The sequence below is a fragment of the Pseudomonas sp. GM18 genome (genome assembly GCF_000282195.1).
Lineage (GTDB): Bacteria > Pseudomonadota > Gammaproteobacteria > Pseudomonadales > Pseudomonadaceae > Aquipseudomonas.
The window spans coordinates 1-19,260 of sequence record NZ_AKJT01000103.1; the positions used below are offsets into that span (position 1 = coordinate 1).

Here is a 19,260-nt window from a genome sequence, read left to right on the forward strand (position 1 = left end):
GGTAGGGGTTTTGTTTTGCCCGCAGGAAAAGCCTACTTCGCTGGCAACACAAAATTGCACAGTTATTTTCGAGTCAGGACACTAGAATAGGTCCAACTTTTTTGGAGCCAGAGCCTTTATGCCAGATCCGGTTGACGCCCCTGGGCTGTCAGATTTACCACTGGACGGTTTGGTGGCGTGTCATGAGTGCGACTTGCTGATGCGCAAGCCTGAACTCGCTCATGGTGAGAAGGCCATTTGTCCACGCTGCGGTTATGAGCTGTATGCCCATCGGCACAATGTCGTGCAGCGCAGTCTCGCCTTGGTCATTGCCGCACTGTTGTTGTATATCCCCGCGAACTTTTTACCCATCATGCAGCTCCATCTACTCGGGCAGTCATCGAATGACACTGTCTGGAGCGGTGTTGTCGGCCTGTTCGATACCGGTATGCAGGGCGTAGCAGCAGTGGTATTTCTCTGCAGCATGGGGATTCCGCTACTCAAGCTGCTCTGCCAATTGGTGGTGCTGCTGAGTATCCGCTTCGATATCGGACGCAGCTACGGTTTGCTGCTCTACCGCATTTATCACCATCTACGGGACTGGGGGATGCTCGAGGTTTACCTCATGGGCGTACTGGTCGCGATCGTCAAATTGGCCGATATGGCGGCGATTACCGTAGGTCTTGGTCTGGCGTGCTTTATCAGTTTGTTGTTGGTCCAGGTCTGGCTGGAAGTGGTGATGTCACCGCACCAGATCTGGCAGGCTTTATCAGGAGAAGATGCCCATGCGGGCGATTGATGCAGGCATTCTGATTTGTGCCGAATGCCACGAGTTGAACAAGCAGGAAGCCGGCACCGACGAGCAAGTCTGCACCCGCTGTGGTGCGTTGGTTCATGCCCGTCGACCGAACAGCCTGATGCGAACCTGGGCGCTGCTGGTCACGGCTGCGATTATTTATATTCCGGCCAACGTGCTGCCGATCATGACCGTCAGTTCCCTGGGGCAGGGCGATCCGAGCACCATCATGTCCGGCGTGATCCAGCTGGTTCAGCACGGCATGATTCCAATCGCGGCTGTGGTTTTTATCGCCAGTATTCTGGTACCCACGTTCAAACTGGTGGGCATCGGGTTGCTGCTGTTTTCGGTTCAGCGCCGCCAGCCACTCTCGGCACGCCAGCGTATCTGGATGTACCGCTTTATCGAGTTTATCGGCCGCTGGTCGATGCTCGATATTTTTGTGATCGCCATCCTGGTGGCGGTGGTGAATTTCGGACGGCTTGCCAGTGTCGAAGCCAATCTTGGCGCCATCGCCTTCGCCAGTGTGGTGATTCTGACGATGCTTGCCGCAGTAACTTTCGATCCCCGACTGATTTGGGATAACACGGAGTCGGACGACGACCATGACTGATTTGCCTACAGCGAAAACCCGACCGGCCTCTAACTGGTCTGCCATTTGGGTATTGCCCCTGATCGCCTTGCTCATTGGCGGTTGGCTCGCCTGGCGGGCCTATAGCGAGACAGGCATTGAGATCCATGTGCGCTTCGAAAGCGGCGAAGGTATTCAGGCCAACAAGACCGAAGTCGTTTACAAAGGTATGTCGGTCGGTAAGGTGAAAGCCCTCACACTCGATGACGAAGGCAGCTCCAAAGGCGTGATCGCCACCATCGAGATGAATAAGGACGTGGAGCAATACCTCAGAACCAGCACACGTTTTTGGCTGGTCAAGCCGAGCGTGACCCTGGCCGGCATCACGGGCCTGGAGACGCTGGTCTCGGGTAACTATGTGGCTGTCAGCCCGGGAGAGGGCGAACCGACCCGCAAGTTCAAGGCCCTGGCCGAAGAGCCGCCGCTGTCGGACGCCAAGCCTGGTCTGCACCTGACCATCAAGGCTGATCGTCTCGGTTCGCTGAATCGCGGTAGCCCGGTGTTCTACAAGCAGATCCAGGTCGGTCAGATTAAAAGCTACTTGCTGTCCGCGGACCAGAACACCGTTGAACTCAAAGTCTTCATCGAACCGACCTACGCCAGCCTGGTACGCAAACACACGCGTTTCTGGAATGCCAGCGGCATCAGCATCGACGCCAACCTGTCCGGTGTGAAAGTGCGTAGCGAGTCCCTCGCCAGCATCGTCGCCGGTGGTATTGCGTTTGCCACACCGGAAAACCGCAAGGACAGCCCGCCCACCGATCCAAGCCTGCCGTTCCGTCTCTACGAAGACTTCGATGCAGCCGCCGCCGGCATTCGGGTCAAGGTCAAACTCAGCGATTTCGAAGGCCTGCAGGCCGGTCGTACGCCAGTAATGTACAAAGGCATCCAGGTCGGCAATCTGAAAGCGCTCAAGGTCGACCCGGACCTGTCCAGTGCGACCGCCGAGCTGACGCTCGACCCATTGGCCGAAGATTACCTGGTCACCGGTACGCAGTTCTGGGTGGTCAAACCGTCGATTTCGCTCGCCGGTATTACCGGCCTGGAAGCGTTGGTCAAAGGTAACTACATCGCCGTTCGCCCTGGCGACAAGGGCGGCGCACCGCAGCGCGAGTTCGAAGCCCGGGCCAAGGCGCCGCCGCTGGATCTGCGTTCGCCGGGCCTGCACCTGGTGCTGTTCACCGAAAACCTCGGTTCACTGGAAGTCGGCAGTCCGATTCTCTACAAGCAGGTCAAGGTGGGATCGGTGCAGAGCTACCAGTTCTCCCGCACCAAAAAGCAGTTGGTGATTGGTGTGCACATCGAGAAGGAATACGAAGGGCTGGTCAACGCCTCGACGCGCTTCTGGAATGCCAGCGGCATTACGCTGACGGGTGGGCTGACCGGCGGCATCCAGGTCAAAAGTGAGTCGTTGCAAAGTCTGATGGCCGGCGGCATTGCTTTCGAAACCCCGGAAGCCAAAGCGCCATTGCAGAAGCGTATTCCGCGTTTCCGTCTGTTCGCCAGCCATGAAGAGGCAAACCAGAAAGGCGCCGTGGTGACGATCAGGGTCGATCGCGCCGATGGTCTGCGCACGGGCACCCCGATTCGGTTCAAAGGCCTGGACGTCGGCAAGATCGAAGACGTCGACCTTAGTGACGACCTGCAATCGGTGCTGCTGACCGCGCGGATCACTGAGGTGCCGGAGCGTATCGCTCGGGTGGGCAGCCAGTTCTGGGTGGTCAAGCCTGAATTGGGTCTGATCAAGACGTCCAACCTTGAGACACTGGTGACAGGGCAGTACATCGAAGTGCAACCAGCGCCGAAGAACCTCGGTCCGCAAAAGGACTTCGTAGCCCTGACCAATCCCCCGGAAACCGCCAAGGAAGAGGCCGGTTTGAGCCTGGTATTGAGTGCTGCTCGTCGAGGCTCGCTGAAGACCGGTGTGCCCGTCACCTACCGCGAAATCACGGTGGGCAAGGTGACTGGCTATGAGCTGGGCCAGACGGCGGATCGAGTGTTGGTGCACATCCTGATCGAGCCGAAATACGCGCCATTGGTGCGCAGTGGCACGCGTTTCTGGAACACCAGTGGTTTTGGTTTTGACTACGGCTTGTTCAAAGGCGCAACCATACGCACCGAATCGCTGGAGACGCTGATCCAGGGCGGTATCGCCTTTGCCACGCCGGATGGCGACCGCATGGGTGTCCCGGCGCGGCCCGAGCAAACGTTCCCGCTGTTCGACAAGTTTGAAGATGAATGGCTGACTTGGGCGCCGAAGATTTCTATCGGTAAGTAACCCGAGGTTAATTTGGCGTTTATTGGACCGTCTTCGCGTGCAAGCCCGCGAAGACGGTCTACCAGACGCCGACGTCTCCGGTGGCTTATCATTAGCCCCCTAACGACGCCCACCCAAGGTTCCCCCGGCATGCTGGCTATTTTCCTCGAAACCCTGAACATCACCGCGCCGGTGTTTGCCATGCTGTTTCTGGGTGTGCTGCTCAAGCGCATCGACTGGATCAACGACAACTTCATCCATACTGCGTCGGCCCTGGTGTTCAATGTCACCATGCCGGCGTTGCTGTTTCTGGGCATCTTGCATGCCGACCTGCACGCTGCGTTGCAACCGGCGCTGCTGATCTACTTCTCGGTCGCGACCCTGATGTGCTTTGCAATTGCCTGGGGTTGGGCGATCTGGAAATGCCCGCGGGAAGATCGGGGCATTTACACCCAAGGCGCGTTTCGCGGCAATAACGGGGTAATCGGCCTGGCCCTGGCGGCGAGCATGTACGGCGACTACGGCATTTCCCTTGGGGCGATTCTCGCGGCGCTGGTGATCCTGTTTTACAACACGCTCTCAACCATTGTGCTGGCGGTCTACAGCCCGGTGATCAAGTCTGATCCGTGGAGCATCTGCAAAAGTGTGATGGCCAATCCGCTGGTCATCAGTGTGATTGCGGCCGCACCATTTGCCTGGTTCCAGATCGGCTTGCCGGGGTGGCTGGAGAGGTCCGGCCAATATTTGGCGCAAACCACTTTGCCATTGGCATTGATCTGCATCGGTGGCACGTTGTCGCTGGCGGCAATGCGCAAAAGCGGCACGATGGCTCTGAGTTCAAGTCTGGTGAAGATGATCGGCCTGCCGGTGCTGGCGACGCTGGGTGCCTGGTTCTGGGGGTTTCGTGGGGCGGAGTTGGGGATTCTGTTTCTGTACTTCGGCAGCCCGACCGCCGCGGCCAGTTTCGTCATGGCCCGGCAGGCCAATGGCAATCATGAACTGGCGGCGGCGATCATCGTGATTACTACACTGATGGCGGCGGTCACCACCAACATCGGGATCTTTTTGTTGCAGTGGGGTGGGTGGATTTAGGAGGGAAAGACCAAAAGATCGCAGCCTTCGGCAGCTCCTACGGGTGTACACAAAACTCTGTAGGAGCTGCCGAAGGCTGCGATCTTTTCAATGCGACGAAATTATTCCGGCTTCTGATAGGTATCGATCACTTCCTGCGCCGCCCGAAATGCATCGATCGCCGCCGGCACACCGGCATACACCGCGCAATGCAGCAGCGCTTCGCGAATCTCTTCCACCGTGCAACCGTTGTTCAACGCACCGCGCACATGGCCTTTCAATTCTTGCGGGCACTTCAATGCGGTCAGCGCGGCGAGGGTGATCAGGCTGCGGGTTTTCAGCGGCAAACCTTCACGGTTCCACACTCCGCCCCAGGCGTGCTCATTGACGAAGTCCTGCAGCGGCTGGGTGAATTCGGTGGCGTTGCCCAAGGCGCGGTCGACGAACGCGTCGCCCATCACTTGGCGGCGGATTTCAACCCCAGGCTTTTTATCAGTGCTCATGGCAATTCCCTCTTGTGGTGTTGGCGACGCCAGGCGCGTAGTGAGGTGAACAGCAAAAACGCCATCAGCGCCGGCAGGACGAAAAACAGCATCAGGTGTTCAAGCTTGCCGGCCAGCGGCATGCCCGTGGTGAACGACACCACGTGCAGCCCATAGGCCAGGTACAAGCCCAAAAACAGCAGGCCTTCAGCGCGGGTCACCCGGTAGCCGGAATAGAACACCGGCAGGCACAGCACCGCGACTCCGAGCATCACCGGCAAATCGAAATCCAGCGCGTTGGGCGAGACCGACAGCGGTGACGGCGCGATCAACGCGGTCAGCCCGAGCACGCCCAAGAGGTTGAACAGGTTGCTGCCGATCACATTGCCCACCGCGATGTCCCGCTGACCGCGCAGCGCGGCGATCAACGAAGTGGCCAGCTCCGGCAGGGAGGTGCTGACGGCGACGATGGTCAGGCCGATGATCCGCTCCGACAACCCCAGATCGGTCGCGACCGCCACCGCTGCGCCGAGCAGCAAGTGCCCGGCGAACACGAGCATCGCCAGCCCGGCGACAATCATCAGCAGGCTGCTGAACCACGGTGCCTGCGGCGCTTCATGAGCCGCCGATGGCGGACGGGCCGAGTGCCGTGACTGACGCAGTAGCAAACCCAAATACAGCGCCAGCGCTGTCAGCAGCATCACGCCGTCGGCCCGAGTCAGTTCTTCATTCCACGCCAGTACGGACACCAGCAGGCTGGCGCCGATCATCAGTGGAATATCCAGGCGCACCAATTGCCGCGAAACCCGCAGCGGAATAATCAGTGCCGAGAGCCCGAGGGTGACGAGGATGTTGAAGATGCTGCTGCCGATCACGCTGCCGACGGCGATGTCGGCGTTTTGCGCCAGGGTGGCTTGCAGGCTGACCGCCATCTGCGGCGCGCTGCTGCCGAGGGCCACGATGGTCAGGCCGATGATCAGTGGCCGCACATGCAGTCGCGCGGCCAGGCGTACGGCGGCGCGCACCATCAGCTCGGCGCCGGCGATCAGTAAAAGCAGACCGCTGAGCAATTCAATCACGCTGATCAGGGGTAAATCGGCCAGTCCGAAAATAGTCAGCGCTCCGTCTATCAGTCGTCGAGGGCTTGCACGCGAACCTTCGCGGTGCCGCTGCGCAGCATGCCCAACTGTTCGGCCGCTTCACGGGACACGTCGATCAGGCGTCCACGGGAATACGGCCCACGGTCGTTGATACGCACCACGCAGGATCTGTCGTTATTCAGGTTGGTAATTTTCACCCGGGTGCCGAATGGTAACTGACGATGGGCGGCGGTCAGGCCATGCTGGTTGAAACGCTCACCGCTGGCGGTGCGTTTGCCATGATGCTTGGCGCCGTAATACGAAGCCGTGCCTGTCTTGTCGTAGCCGTGTGGATCGATGGTATCCGTACTGGCGCAACCGGCCAGCAGGGAGAGCAGGGCGCAGGCGCTGAGCAGACGTTTCATTTATACGGCTCCCAAAATAAATGTGGCGAGGGAGCTTGCTCCCGCTCGACCGCGAAGCGGTCGCAAAATCGGCTGATGCATTCTCGCTGAAAGAGTGCGGTTGCCGATTTGGGCCTGCTTCGCAGACCAGCGGGGCAAGCCCCCTCGCCACAAGGAATGGAGCCAATATTGAGAGCTGGCTCCATTCTCATCAGCCTTCGAGCTTGCTTTTGAGCAGTTCGTTGACCTGTTGCGGGTTGGCCTTGCCTTTGGAGGCTTTCATGGCCTGGCCGACGAAGAAGCCAAACATCTTGCCGCGTTTAGCTTCGTCTGCCGCGCGGTACTGTTCGACCTGTTCAGCGTTGGCCGCGAGCATCTCGTCCAGAACGGCCGAGATCGCGCCGGTGTCGGTCACTTGCTTGAGGCCGCGCTTGTCGATGATCTCGTCCGCGCTGCCTTCGCCGTTGGCCATGGCTTCAAACACCACTTTGGCGATCTTGCCGGAGATGGTGTTGTCCTTGATGCGCAGCAGCATGCCGCCCAGTTGCTCGGCTGAAACCGGCGACTGGTCGATGTCCAGGCCTTGCTTGTTCAACAGGCTGCCCAGTTCAACCATGACCCAGTTGGCCGCCAGTTTGGCGTCGCCACTGATGCTCACGACTTTCTCGAAGTAATCGGCTTGCTCACGGCTGGTGGCCAGGACGCTGGCGTCATAGACCGACAGCCCGAACTGCGCCTGGAAGCGCTCGCGTTTCTGCGGTGGCAGCTCCGGCAGGGTGGCGCGTACGTCATTAAGGAACGAGTCCTCGATGACCACCGGCAGCAAGTCCGGATCGGGGAAGTAACGGTAGTCGTTGGCTTCCTCTTTGCTGCGCATCGGACGGGTTTCGTCCTTGTTCGGATCGTACAGGCGAGTCTGCTGGATCACCTTGCCGCCATCTTCGATCAGCTCGATCTGGCGTTGCACTTCGCTGTTGATCGCCTTCTCGATGAAGCGGAACGAGTTGACGTTCTTGATCTCGCAGCGAGTACCGAACTCGGCCTGGCCTTTCGGACGGATCGACACGTTGCAGTCGCAACGCAGCGAGCCTTCGGCCATGTTGCCGTCGCAGATGCCCAGGTAGCGTACCAGCGCGTGGATCGCCTTGACGTAAGCCACGGCTTCCTTGGCGCTGCGCATGTCCGGCTCGGAAACGATTTCCAGCAGCGGTGTGCCGGCACGGTTCAGGTCGATGCCGGTGGCGCCGCTGAATTCTTCGTGCAGGCTTTTACCGGCGTCTTCTTCCAGGTGCGCGCGGGTGATGCCGACGCGTTTGACCGTGCCGTCTTCGAGGGCGATGTCCAGGTGGCCCTTGCCGACGATCGGCAATTCCATCTGGCTGATCTGGTAGCCCTTGGGCAGGTCCGGGTAGAAGTAGTTTTTGCGGGCGAACACGTTGTGCTGACCGATCTCGGCATCGATGGCCAGGCCGAACATCACCGCCATGCGCACCGCTTCCTGGTTCAGCACCGGCAATACGCCGGGCATGCCGAGGTCAACCAGGCTGGCCTGGGTGTTCGGCTCGGAACCGAAGGTGGTGGAACTACCGGAAAAGATTTTCGACAGGGTGGTGAGCTGGGTATGAATCTCCAGCCCGATCACGACTTCCCATTGCATGTGTTTCTCCTCAGAAGCCGGTTGGGGTGCGGGTGTGCCAGTCAGTGTTCAACTGGTACTGGTGCGCAACGTTGAGCAAGCGGCCTTCCTGGAAATACGGAGCGAGCAGTTGCACGCCGACCGGCAGGCCATCGACAAAACCTGCAGGCATGGACAAGCCCGGCAGACCGGCGAGGTTGGCGGTGATGGTGTAGACGTCTTCCAGGTACGCGGCGACCGGGTCGTTGTTCTTGGCGCCGAGCTTCCAGGCCGGGTTCGGCGTGGTTGGGCCGAGGATGATGTCAACCTCATTGAAGGCGGCCATGAAGTCGTTCTTGATCAAGCGACGGATTTTCTGCGCCTTCAGGTAGTAGGCGTCGTAGTAACCGGCCGACAACGCATAGGCGCCGACCATGATCCGGCGCTGCACTTCCGGGCCGAAACCTTCGCCACGGGAACGCTTGTACAGGTCTTCCAGGTTTTTCGGGTCTTCGCAGCGATAGCCGAAACGCACGCCATCGAAACGCGACAGGTTGGAGGACGCTTCCGCCGGGGCGATCACGTAGTACGCAGGAATCGCGTGCTGCATGTTCGGCAGGCTGATTTCCTTGATCACGGCGCCGAGCTTTTTCAGCTCTTCAATGCTGGCCATGATCAGGTCGGCGATGCGCGGGTCCAGGCCTGCGCTGAAGTATTCCTTCGGCACGCCGATGCGCAGGCCTTGCAGCGAACCGTTGAGGCCGGCGCTGTAATCCGGCACGGGCTCGTCGATGCTGGTGGAGTCCTGCGGGTCGAAACCGGCCATGCCTTGCAGCAGGATCGCGCAGTCTTCGGCGGTGCGGGCGAGCGGGCCGCCCTGATCGAGGCTGGACGCGTAGGCGATCATGCCCCAGCGCGAAACACGACCGTACGTCGGTTTCAGGCCGGTGAGGTTGGTCAGCGCGGCAGGCTGACGGATGGAACCGCCGGTGTCGGTGCCAGTCGCCGCCGGCAACAGACGAGCGGCCACCGCCGCCGCCGAACCGCCGGACGAGCCGCCCGGAACGTATTCCAGGTTCCACGGGTTCTTCACTGCGCCGTAATAGCTCGACTCGTTGGCCGACCCCATGGCGAATTCGTCCATGTTGGTCTTGCCCAGGGTCACGGCCCCGGCAGCGGCCAGTTTGGCGACCACGGTGGCGTCGTACGGTGCTTTAAAGTTGTCGAGCATCTTCGAGCCGCAGCTGGTGCGGATGCCCTGGGTGCAGAACAGGTCTTTGTGGGCGATCGGCGCGCCGAGCAGGGCGCCGCTCTCACCGTTGGCCCGACGTGCGTCAGCGGCTTTCGCCTGCTGCAGCGCCAGGTCTTCGGTGAGGCTGATGAAACTGTTGAGCTGCGGGTCGAGCTGGGCGATGCGCGCCAGCAGGACTTTGGTCAGCTCTTCGGAAGAAAACTTTTTATCGGCGAGTCCGCGGGCGATCTCGGCCAGAGTCAATTGATGCATTGCAGGCTCTTTCCCTTTAGTCGATGACTTTCGGAACCAGGTACAGGCCGTTTTCGACCGCTGGTGCGATGGACTGATAGGCCTCGCGATGATTGGTCTCGGTCACGACGTCTGCACGCAGGCGCTGGCTGGCCTCCAGAGGGTGGGCCAGCGGCTCGATACCGTCGGTATTGACCGCTTGCATTTCGTCGACCAGCCCGAGAATGCTGTTCAGGGCCGAAGTGATGTGTGGAAGATCGGCATCATCGAGGCCAAGGCAGGCCAGATGAGCGATTTTTTCCACGTCGGAGCGTTCAAGCGCCATGGGATTCTCCAGTGGAAAACAAAACGGACCGCGTCCGTGTGTTAGATTGTCGGAACACTACCGCATATCTACGGTCTCAAGGCCGCGATTGTGGTGCTTGGTGCACAGAAAAGCGGCCAATTTAACATATTGGCGCCTTGCCCAAAATCCCTGTCGTTGTTAGAGTTTGCCGCACTTTTTTACCCACGCGTTGCCTAGGGTCCCTTTCCCATGTTCAAGAAACTGCGTGGCATGTTTTCCAGCGATCTTTCCATTGACCTGGGCACTGCCAACACCCTTATTTACGTGCGCGAGCGCGGTATCGTCCTGAATGAGCCATCGGTTGTGGCTATTCGGACACACGGTAACCAGAAAAGTGTCGTTGCTGTCGGCACCGAGGCCAAGCGCATGCTCGGTCGGACGCCGGGCAATATTGCAGCCATTCGTCCGATGAAGGACGGTGTGATCGCCGACTTCAGCGTTTGCGAAAAAATGCTGCAGTACTTTATCAACAAGGTTCACGAGAACAGCTTTTTGCAGCCTAGCCCTCGTGTGCTGATCTGCGTTCCATGCAAATCCACCCAGGTTGAGCGTCGTGCCATCCGTGAGTCGGCCCTCGGTGCCGGCGCCCGTGAAGTGTTCCTGATCGAAGAGCCGATGGCTGCTGCGATCGGTGCCGGCCTGCCGGTTGAAGAAGCTCGCGGGTCGATGGTGGTCGATATCGGTGGCGGTACCACTGAAATCGCGTTGATCTCCCTCAACGGTGTGGTTTATGCCGAATCCGTACGGGTTGGCGGCGACCGCTTCGACGAAGCGATCATCACCTACGTGCGTCGCAACTACGGCAGCCTGATCGGTGAATCCACCGCCGAGCGCATCAAGCAGGAAATCGGTACGGCCTACCCGGGCGGCGAAGTTCGTGAAGTCGACGTTCGTGGCCGTAACCTGGCCGAAGGCGTTCCACGCGCATTCACCCTGAACTCCAACGAAGTGCTGGAAGCTCTGCAAGAGTCGCTGGCCACCATCGTTCAGGCAGTGAAAAGTGCGCTGGAGCAATCGCCTCCGGAACTGGCTTCCGATATCGCCGAGCGTGGTCTGGTACTGACCGGTGGTGGCGCCTTGCTGCGCGACCTCGACAAGTTGCTGGCCCAGGAAACCGGTCTGCCGGTGATTGTCGCCGAAGACCCGCTGACCTGCGTTGCTCGCGGCGGTGGCCGTGCATTGGAAATGATGGATAAACACACCATGGACCTGCTGTCGAGCGAGTGATCTCGCCCGATGCATCTATGCTGGTGAGCCCGCAGGCAGCACTTTGCAGTGCTGCCTGTTGGCGTTTATCTTCTGTCAGTCTGCATCCAGGCCGGTTTGATGCCGTATGAATAAAGAGAACATTTGCCTGGGAGGAGCGGCTTATTAAACCGCTTTTCACCAAAGGCCCCTCACTGGGCGTGCGCTTGTTGGTGCTGGTCGTGCTATCGGTCGCGCTGATGGTGGTCGATGCCCGCTTCACACTGCTCAAGCCAGTGCGTAGCCAAATGTCGCTGGTGCTGATGCAGTCTTACTGGATCACCGACCTGCCGCAGCGGCTATGGCAAGGTGTGGCCAGCCAATTCGGCAGCCGGACCGAGCTGGTCGCCGAAAACGAAAAACTCAAAACCGAAAATCTGCTGTTGCAGGGGCGCATGCAAAAGCTTGCCGCCCTCACCGAGCAGAACGTTCGGCTGCGCGAGTTGCTCAACTCTTCCGCACTGGTCAACGAGAAGGTCGAAGTGGCCGAGTTGATCGGCATGGACCCCAACCCCTTCACCCATCGCATCATCATCAATAAAGGTGAGCGCGACGGTGTGATCCTCGGTCAGCCGGTGCTCGATGCCCGCGGCCTGATGGGGCAGGTGGTCGAGTTGATGCCTTATACCTCTCGCGTACTGTTGCTGACCGACACCACCCACAGCATTCCGGTGCAGGTGAACCGTAACGGTCTGCGGGCTATTGCCAGCGGCACCGGCAACCCGGAGCGCCTTGAGCTGCGTCATGTGGCCGATACCGCCGATATTAAAGAAGGCGATCTGCTGGTCAGCTCCGGCCTCGGTCAGCGTTTCCCGGCGGGTTACCCGGTGGCGACGGTCAAGGAAGTGATCCACGATTCCGGTCAACCGTTTGCCATCGTGCGTGCGGTGCCGACTGCCGCGCTGAACCGCAGCCGTTATTTGCTGTTGGTGTTCAGTGATGGTCGCACAGCCGAGGAGCGCGCCAACGAAGCCGCCCAGGCTCAAGAGGCTCTGGACCGCCAGGGTGGCGGGCCGATCATTCCTGCAACCGTGCCGAAACCGGCCGCGTCGTTGATGCCGGCTGCCGCTGCAACTCCAGCTACTCCGGCGGCTGCACCTGCTGCCGCGACCCCGGTCAAACCTGCCGCTTCCCATCCCGCTGCCGCCAAGCCACCCGCGACGGCACCGACGGCCGCCAAACCCAAACCCGCGGCCGTGAAGCCTGTTGCCAAACCGCCTGTCGCCGCGCCGGCCACCAATGGGGGAACAGAATAATGGGCGGTGCAACTTCCTCCCGAAACGGCTGGATGGTCTGGCTGACTTTCGCCATCGGCATGTTGCTCAGCGTTTCACCGCTGCCGCAATTCATGGAAATCCTGCGTCCTTTGTGGCTGGCCTTGCTGTTGGCCTTCTGGGCGTTGGCCCTGCCGCAGAAAGTCGGCATGGTGACCGCCTGGTGCCTGGGCCTTGCCGAAGACGTGCTGTATGGCACGTTGCTGGGCCAGAACGCGTTGATCCTCACGCTCATAACGTTCCTGGTGCTGTCGTTGCAACAGCGCCTGCGCATGTTCCCGATGTGGCAACAGAGCCTGGTGATCCTGGTGATCTTCGGCCTCGCCCAACTGGCTCAGTTGTGGCTGAGTGCCCTGACCGGCAATCGTCAGCCGACCCTGGCGCTGGTGTTGCCGGCGCTGGTCAGTGCGTTGCTCTGGCCTTGGATCAGCTTCGGTTTGCGCGGTTTGCGTCGACGTTACAAAATCAATTAATTCGGTCAGGCATGTGCTCGCACCTGGTGCCCTGTCTCGCCAAAAAGGAACAGTATTCGTGAGACAGGGCACTGGACAGGGAGATGTCTTGATGAAACAGCTGTACCTCGCCTCAGGCTCGCCGCGTCGGCGTGAACTGCTCACGCAGATTGGCGTGCCGTTCACCGCCATCAGCGCGGACATCGATGAAACCCCTTTCCCTGAAGAATCTCCATCGGCCTATGTCGAGCGTTTGGCGCGCGGCAAGGCCGAGGCCGGGCGTGGGGCGATCGTGTCCGACGCGGATTTCTGCGTGCTGGGCGCCGACACCGCCGTGGTGCTGGACGGAAAAATTCTCGGCAAGCCGGTGGATGAAGCCGAAGCGTGCGCCATGCTTATGCTGTTGTCCGGGTGTGAGCATGAAGTGCTGACTGCGATTGCGGTGCACGATGGTGAACGTTGCGAGTCTCTGGTGGTGCGCAGTCTGGTGCGTTTTCGCACCATCGGCCGCGACGAAGCGGCGGCCTACTGGGCCAGCGGCGAACCCCGGGACAAGGCTGGCGGCTACGGGATTCAAGGGCTGGGCGCGGTGTTCGTCGCCGGGCTCAATGGCAGCTACTCGGCGGTGGTCGGTTTGCCGCTGTGCGAAACCGCAGAACTACTCGGCCATTTCGGCATACCCTGTTGGCAAACCCTTAACGCGCACTGAGCGTCGTACTGACAAGATGCGGCCATTATCGTGAACATGCCTGAACGAGACCCTGCCATGAGTGAAGAGATCCTGATCAACATCACGCCGATGGAATCACGCGTGGCGGTGGTCGAAAACGGTGTTCTGCAAGAGGTCCATGTCGAACGCACGCAAAAACGCGGGATCGTCGGCAACATCTACAAAGGCAAGGTTGTGCGGGTATTGCCGGGCATGCAGGCCGCCTTCGTCGATATCGGGCTGGACCGTGCCGCATTCATTCACGCCTCGGAAATTTCCCTGCGCGAAGGCCCGGCGGTGGAGAGCATCAGCTCGCTGGTTCACGAAGGCCAAAGCCTGGTGGTGCAAGTCACCAAGGACCCGATCGGCTCCAAAGGCGCACGCCTGACCACGCAGCTGTCGATCCCGTCGCGCTATCTGGTGTACATGCCGCGCACTGCCCACGTCGGTATTTCCCTGAAGATCGAAGACGAAGCCGAGCGCGAACGCCTCAAGCAAGTGGTCACCGACTGCGTGGAGAAAGAAGGCATCAAGGAAGCCGGCGGTTTCATTCTGCGTACCGCTGCCGAAGGGGCCGGGGCCGATGAAATCCTCATGGATATCCGCTACCTGCGCAGGCTTTGGGACCAGATCAACGCCCAGATCAAAACCATCAGCGCGCCGAGTGTGATCTACGAAGACCTCGGCCTGGCGTTACGCACCTTGCGCGATCTGGTGAGCCCGAAAATCGAAAAGATCCGCATCGACTCCCGGGAAACTTTCCAGAAAACCACGCAGTTCGTCGCTGAACTGATGCCGGAAATCGCCGATCGTCTGGAGCATTATCCGGGCGAACGGCCGATTTTCGACCTGTATGGCGTCGAAGACGAAATCCAGAAAGCCCTGGAGCGCAAGGTGCCGCTCAAATCCGGTGGCTATCTGGTGGTCGACCCGGCGGAAGCCATGAGCACCATCGACGTCAACACCGGAGCCTTCGTCGGTCATCGCAATCTCGAAGAAACCATCTTCAAGACCAACCTCGAAGCCGCCACCGCCATTGCCCGTCAACTGCGTCTGCGCAACCTGGGCGGGATCATCATCATCGACTTCATCGACATGGAAGATGAAGAGCATCAGCGTCAGGTGTTGCGCACCCTCGAGAAGCAACTGGAGCGCGATCACGCCAAGACCAACATCATCGGCATCACCGAGCTGGGCCTGGTGCAGATGACCCGCAAGCGCACCCGCGAAAGTCTCGAGCAAGTGCTGTGCGAACCGTGCAGCAGCTGCCAGGGTCGCGGCAAGCTCAAGACCCCGGAAACCGTGTGCTACGAGATCTTCCGCGAAATCCTGCGTGAGGCCCGTGCCTATCAGGCCGAAGGCTATCGCGTGCTGGCGAACCAGAAAGTGGTCGACCGTTTGCTCGATGAAGAGTCGGGCAACGTCGCCGAGCTCGAAGGGTTTATCGGGCGCACCATTCGGTTTCAGGTAGAAACCATGTATTCCCAGGAACAATACGACGTGGTGCTGCTCTGAAGCGTTGTATTTCAATTCCACTAGAACGGCTGGCCTCAGCTTTTTGCAGTATTTTTGCCATGGGAGCCAACTGACATGGACCGTCTGACACGCATTTTGGCCGCACTGACCCGCTGGGGTCTGGGCCTGTGTGCGTTGGTTTTGGTGTTGATGGCGCTGTTCGTCAGTCTCGGCCGGGAGCTGACACCGCTGGTGGCCGAATACCGTGCCGACGTCGAAACCAAGGCCAGCGCCGCCTTGGGCATGCCGCTGCACATCGGCGAACTGGAGGGCAACTGGAGCGGCCTCGCCCCGGTTCTGCTGGCCCATGACGTGATGGTCGGTGAGGGCTCCAATGCCTTGCGCCTGGACAAGGTGCGCGCGGTGCCGGATCTGTGGGCCAGCCTGCTGGCGCGCGAAATACGCATCGCACATCTGGAGCTCAACGGCCTGAAGATCAGCCTCAAGGAAGGCGAGGATGGTCATTGGACGCTGGAAGGGTTGCCGGTGCGGCAGGATCAGCCGCTGGACCCGGAGCAGTTGTTCAATCGTATGCAGATGGTCCGGCAATTGTCGGTGCTCGACAGCCAGGTGACCTTGCAGCCACTGGATCAGCCGCCGCTGACCCTGACCTACGTTGGCCTCAATCTGAGAACCGGTGTGTCGCGTCAGCGCCTCGACGCCCGTTTGACTCTGCCTGACGGCCAGCCGGTTGCGATGAGCCTGCGCACCCGTATCCGCGCTAGCCAGTGGCAGGACGGCCAGGTCGAGGCTTACTTGAGCCTGCCGCAAAGCGATTGGTCGAAATGGTTGCCCGAGCGCCTGACCCAACAATGGAATTTCTCCGAGATCAAGGCCGGTGGCGAGCTCTGGGTGAACTGGAGCGAGGGCATCCTGCAAAGCGCCGCGATCCGTTTGAATGCGCCGCAACTCAACGGCGCCTACGCCGAGCGCAAGCCGATCCAGATCAACAATCTGGCGCTTAACGGCTATTTCCAGCGCAGCTCCACAGGCGTGCTGGTGACCCTGGATTCTCTGGCGATGAGCCTGGGTGAAACCCGCTGGGAATCGAAACTGCAATTTCAACAAACCGCGGCGACCGACGAGACGCCAGAGCTTTTGCATCTGCAAGCCGACCGCATCGACCTCACGCCGCTCACCCCGTTGCTGAACGCCTTGGGGCCGCTTCCGGAAGGTGTCGCCACGGCCGTCGAGCGGCTCAAGGTCACCGGGGTATTGCGCAACGTGCTGATCGACTTGCGCCCCGCGGCTACCGATGACAGCAAATTCAGCTTTGCCGCCAATCTGGAACGGGTTGGCTTCGACGCCTATCACGGCGCACCGGCGGCGCGAAACGTCAGTGGCAGTATTAGCGGCGACCTGGGTCAGGGCGAGTTGCGCATGGACAGCAAGGATTTTTCCCTGCACCTGGACCCGATTTTCGCCAAGCCATGGCAGTACATTCAGGCCAATGCGCGGTTGACCTGGAAGCTCGATAAAGAAGGTTTCACCCTGATCGCGCCGTACCTGAAGGTGCTGGGCGAAGAGGGCAAGATTGCTGGCGACTTCCTGATCCGCCTGCATTTCGATCACACCCAGGAAGACTACATGGACCTGCGGGTCGGCCTGGTCGACGGCGACGGTCGCTACACCGCCAAGTACCTGCCGGCCGTGTTGAGCCCAGCGCTGGACGAATGGTTGCGTACGGCGATTCTCAAAGGCGCGGTGGATGAAGGTTTCTTCCAGTACCAGGGTTCGTTGAACCATGGCGCCCTGGAAACGGCCCGCAGTATCAGCCTGTTTTTCAAGGTTCACGATGCCGAACTGGCGTTTCAGCCGGGTTGGCCGCATGTCAGCAAGGTTAGCGGCGATGTGTTCATCGAAGACAGCGGCGTGCGGATTCTCGCGAGCAAGGGGCAATTGCTCGACACTCAGGTCAACGACGTCTACGTCAATATTCCCCATGTGCCTGCCGGGCAGAGCCCCCACCTATTCCTCGATGGCGGGTTCGCTGGCGGGTTGGGCGATGGCCTGAAGATTCTGCAGGAAGCTCCGATCGGCACCGCCGACACCTTTGCTGGCTGGGAGGGCGAGGGCGATCTGCAAGGCAAGCTCAACCTGGATATCCCGCTGGTCAAAGGTGAGCAACCGAGAATCCTCGTCGACTTCAAGACCGACAAGGCCCGTTTGAAACTTCGCGAGCCCATCCTGGAACTGACGCAACTCAAGGGCGACTTCCGCTTCGACAGCGCCAAGGGGTTGAGCGGGCAGAAGATCACCGCACGAGCGTTCGACAAGCCCGTGACCGCGCAGATTTTTGCCGATGGCAGTGCGGGCAAGCTCAACACTCGGGTCACCGCGTCGGGTCAGGTCGAGGTCAAGAAGCTCACTGAATGGCTGAACGTCACTCAGCCGCTGCCCGTGTCCGGTGTGGTCCCTTATCAGCTGCAACTGAACCTTGATGGCGCCGACAGCCAATTGATAGTCAGCTCCAATCTCAAAGGCGTGGCGGTGGATTTGCCGGCGCCGTTCGGCATGGCGGCGGATGTCGGCCGCGACACCGTGTTCCGCATGACCCTGCAAGGACCGGAGCGGCGTTACTGGGTCAACTATGGTGAACTGGCGAACTTCACGTTTGCGGCACCGACCGGTAATTTCGTCGACGGTCGCGGTGAGTTGTTTCTCGGCGGTGGCGATGCTGTGCTGCCTGGCAACAAAGGCCTGCGCGTGCGCGGTGTACTGTCCGAGCTGGATGTGTCTCCCTGGCAGGATCTTGTCAGCAAGTATGCCGGCCAGGATCCGGGCGGCAGCGCCAAGCAATTGCTCAGCGGCGCGGATTTCAAGGTTGGCAAGCTCAGCGGTTTCGGCACCACCCTTGATGAGGCGTCGGTGCAGTTGACGCGCAAGCCGGCCGCCTGGGCGCTGCAACTCGACAGTCAGCAGGCCAAGGGCACCGTCGGTATTCCCGATGCGAAAGCCGCACCGATTGCGGTCAATCTGCAATACGTACGTTTGCCGGCGCCAGACCCGACGGTGCTGGCCGACGAGAATTCGCCGGACCCGCTGGCCACCGTAGACCCGACGAAGATCCCGGCGCTGGATATCACCATCAATCAGCTGTTCCAGGGCCCGGATCTGGTGGGTGGCTGGCAACTGAAAGTCCGTCCGACCGCCAAGGGCATTGCCCTTAATACGCTGGATCTGGGCCTCAAGGGCATCTTCCTGCAGGGCAGCGGCGGTTGGGAAGGCACACCCGGCAATTCCAGCAGTTGGTACAAGGGCCGGGTCAGTGGCAAGAACCTCGCCGACGTGCTCAAGGGCTGGGGTTTTGCGCCGAGCGTCACCAGTGAAGAGTTTCACATGGATGTCGACGGTCGCTGGCCCGGCTCACCGGCGTGGCTGGCCACCAAGCGCTTCTCCGGCACTCTTGATGCATCGCTCAATAAAGGTCAGTTCGTTGAGGTCGAGGGCAGCGCCCAGGCTCTACGGGTATTCGGCCTGCTCAACTTCAACTCCATTGGCCGCCGCTTGCGCCTGGACTTTTCCGACCTGTTCGGGAAAGGGCTGAGCTATGACCGGGTCAAAGGGCTGTTGGTCGCGAGCAACGGGGTCTACGTGACCCGTGAGCCGATCCGGCTGACCGGCCCGTCGAGTAACCTGGAGCTCAACGGCACCCTGGACCTGGTGGCTGATCAGGTTGATGCCAAGTTGCTGGTGACCTTGCCAGTGACCAACAATCTGCCGATTGCCGCGCTGATCGTCGGTGCACCGGCCGTCGGCGGGGCGCTGTTCCTGATCGATAAGCTGATCGGTGACCGCGTGGCGCGTTTCGCCAGCGTCGCATACACCGTCAAAGGCCCGTGGAAAGAGCCGAAAATCACCTTCGACAAGCCTTTTTGAAAAGCCACTTTCCAGGCCTATGGAGTAGCATGGCCGTAAGTCC

At 60.2% G+C, this 19,260-nt stretch carries 16 protein-coding genes; 10 read left to right on the plus strand and 6 right to left on the minus strand.

The features are described from left to right. Window positions 1–118 precede the first annotated feature (118 nt). The 4 genes from PMI21_RS03915 to PMI21_RS03900 all read left to right on the plus strand — a co-directional run bounded on the left by PMI21_RS03915 (window position 119) and on the right by PMI21_RS03900 (window position 4,755). Entirely contained in the window at window positions 119–778 is a 660-nt protein-coding gene (locus PMI21_RS03915; RefSeq protein WP_007941210.1) for a paraquat-inducible protein A, read from the plus strand. Then, window positions 765–1,388: a paraquat-inducible protein A gene (locus PMI21_RS03910; protein ID WP_007941211.1), complete on the plus strand. Its 624-nt coding sequence runs from the start codon at window positions 765–767 to the stop codon at window positions 1,386–1,388. The genes PMI21_RS03915 and PMI21_RS03910 overlap by 14 nt, the downstream gene beginning before the upstream one ends. Then, complete coding sequence (locus PMI21_RS03905; RefSeq protein WP_007941212.1) at window positions 1,381–3,684, plus strand: PqiB family protein; 2,304 nt, start codon at window positions 1,381–1,383, stop codon at window positions 3,682–3,684. The genes PMI21_RS03910 and PMI21_RS03905 overlap by 8 nt, the downstream gene beginning before the upstream one ends. Window positions 3,685–3,813: 129 nt before the next feature. Continuing rightward, window positions 3,814–4,755 (plus strand): AEC family transporter, encoded by a 942-nt coding sequence (locus PMI21_RS03900; protein WP_007941213.1) that lies wholly within the window; start codon window positions 3,814–3,816, stop codon window positions 4,753–4,755. A gap of 101 nt (window positions 4,756–4,856) precedes the next feature. On the opposite strand, the gene PMI21_RS03895 is transcribed toward PMI21_RS03900, so the two are convergent. The 6 genes from PMI21_RS03895 to gatC all read right to left on the minus strand — a co-directional run bounded on the left by PMI21_RS03895 (window position 4,857) and on the right by gatC (window position 10,122). After that, window positions 4,857–5,237, minus strand: coding sequence for a carboxymuconolactone decarboxylase family protein (locus PMI21_RS03895; RefSeq protein ID WP_007941215.1), 381 nt, complete (start codon window positions 5,235–5,237; stop codon window positions 4,857–4,859). Then, a complete protein-coding gene (locus tag PMI21_RS03890) occupies window positions 5,234–6,295 on the minus strand; it encodes a calcium/sodium antiporter (protein ID WP_007941216.1) in 1,062 nt (353 codons plus the stop codon). The genes PMI21_RS03895 and PMI21_RS03890 overlap by 4 nt, the downstream gene beginning before the upstream one ends. 50 nt (window positions 6,296–6,345) lie before the next feature. After that, entirely contained in the window at window positions 6,346–6,720 is a 375-nt protein-coding gene (locus tag PMI21_RS03885; protein WP_007941217.1) for a septal ring lytic transglycosylase RlpA family protein, read from the minus strand. A gap of 190 nt (window positions 6,721–6,910) precedes the next feature. After that, complete coding sequence (gene gatB, locus PMI21_RS03880) at window positions 6,911–8,356, minus strand: Asp-tRNA(Asn)/Glu-tRNA(Gln) amidotransferase subunit GatB (RefSeq protein ID WP_007941218.1); 1,446 nt, start codon at window positions 8,354–8,356, stop codon at window positions 6,911–6,913. 10 nt (window positions 8,357–8,366) lie between these two features. Next, window positions 8,367–9,818 (minus strand): Asp-tRNA(Asn)/Glu-tRNA(Gln) amidotransferase subunit GatA, encoded by a 1,452-nt coding sequence (gatA, locus tag PMI21_RS03875; RefSeq protein ID WP_007941220.1) that lies wholly within the window; start codon window positions 9,816–9,818, stop codon window positions 8,367–8,369. Window positions 9,819–9,834: 16 nt separating this feature from the next. After that, the gene (gene gatC / locus PMI21_RS03870; protein ID WP_007941222.1) at window positions 9,835–10,122 is read right to left on the minus strand and encodes an Asp-tRNA(Asn)/Glu-tRNA(Gln) amidotransferase subunit GatC; all 288 of its coding nucleotides are present in this window, start codon (window positions 10,120–10,122) and stop codon (window positions 9,835–9,837) included. Window positions 10,123–10,332: 210 nt separating this feature from the next. Between gatC and mreB the strand changes: the two genes are divergently transcribed. The 6 genes from mreB (at window position 10,333) to PMI21_RS03840 (ending at window position 19,217) form a co-directional block, all read left to right on the plus strand. After that, complete coding sequence (gene mreB / locus PMI21_RS03865; RefSeq protein ID WP_002555108.1) at window positions 10,333–11,370, plus strand: rod shape-determining protein MreB; 1,038 nt, start codon at window positions 10,333–10,335, stop codon at window positions 11,368–11,370. 143 nt (window positions 11,371–11,513) lie between these two features. Continuing rightward, window positions 11,514–12,644 carry a rod shape-determining protein MreC gene (mreC, locus tag PMI21_RS03860; protein WP_081499541.1) on the plus strand — a complete coding sequence of 377 codons (1,131 nt, stop codon included), beginning with the start codon at window positions 11,514–11,516 and terminating at the stop codon, window positions 12,642–12,644. Then, a complete protein-coding gene (mreD, locus tag PMI21_RS03855) occupies window positions 12,644–13,135 on the plus strand; it encodes a rod shape-determining protein MreD (RefSeq protein ID WP_007941224.1) in 492 nt (163 codons plus the stop codon). The genes mreC and mreD overlap by 1 nt, the downstream gene beginning before the upstream one ends. Window positions 13,136–13,226: 91 nt before the next feature. Next, window positions 13,227–13,823 carry a Maf family protein gene (locus tag PMI21_RS03850; protein WP_007941225.1) on the plus strand — a complete coding sequence of 199 codons (597 nt, stop codon included), beginning with the start codon at window positions 13,227–13,229 and terminating at the stop codon, window positions 13,821–13,823. Between the two features lie 57 nt (window positions 13,824–13,880). Beyond that, window positions 13,881–15,338: a ribonuclease G gene (gene rng / locus PMI21_RS03845; RefSeq protein WP_007941226.1), complete on the plus strand. Its 1,458-nt coding sequence runs from the start codon at window positions 13,881–13,883 to the stop codon at window positions 15,336–15,338. Between the two features lie 75 nt (window positions 15,339–15,413). Beyond that, window positions 15,414–19,217 carry a YhdP family protein gene (locus tag PMI21_RS03840; RefSeq protein ID WP_007941227.1) on the plus strand — a complete coding sequence of 1,268 codons (3,804 nt, stop codon included), beginning with the start codon at window positions 15,414–15,416 and terminating at the stop codon, window positions 19,215–19,217. Window positions 19,218–19,260: the final 43 nt, after the last annotated feature.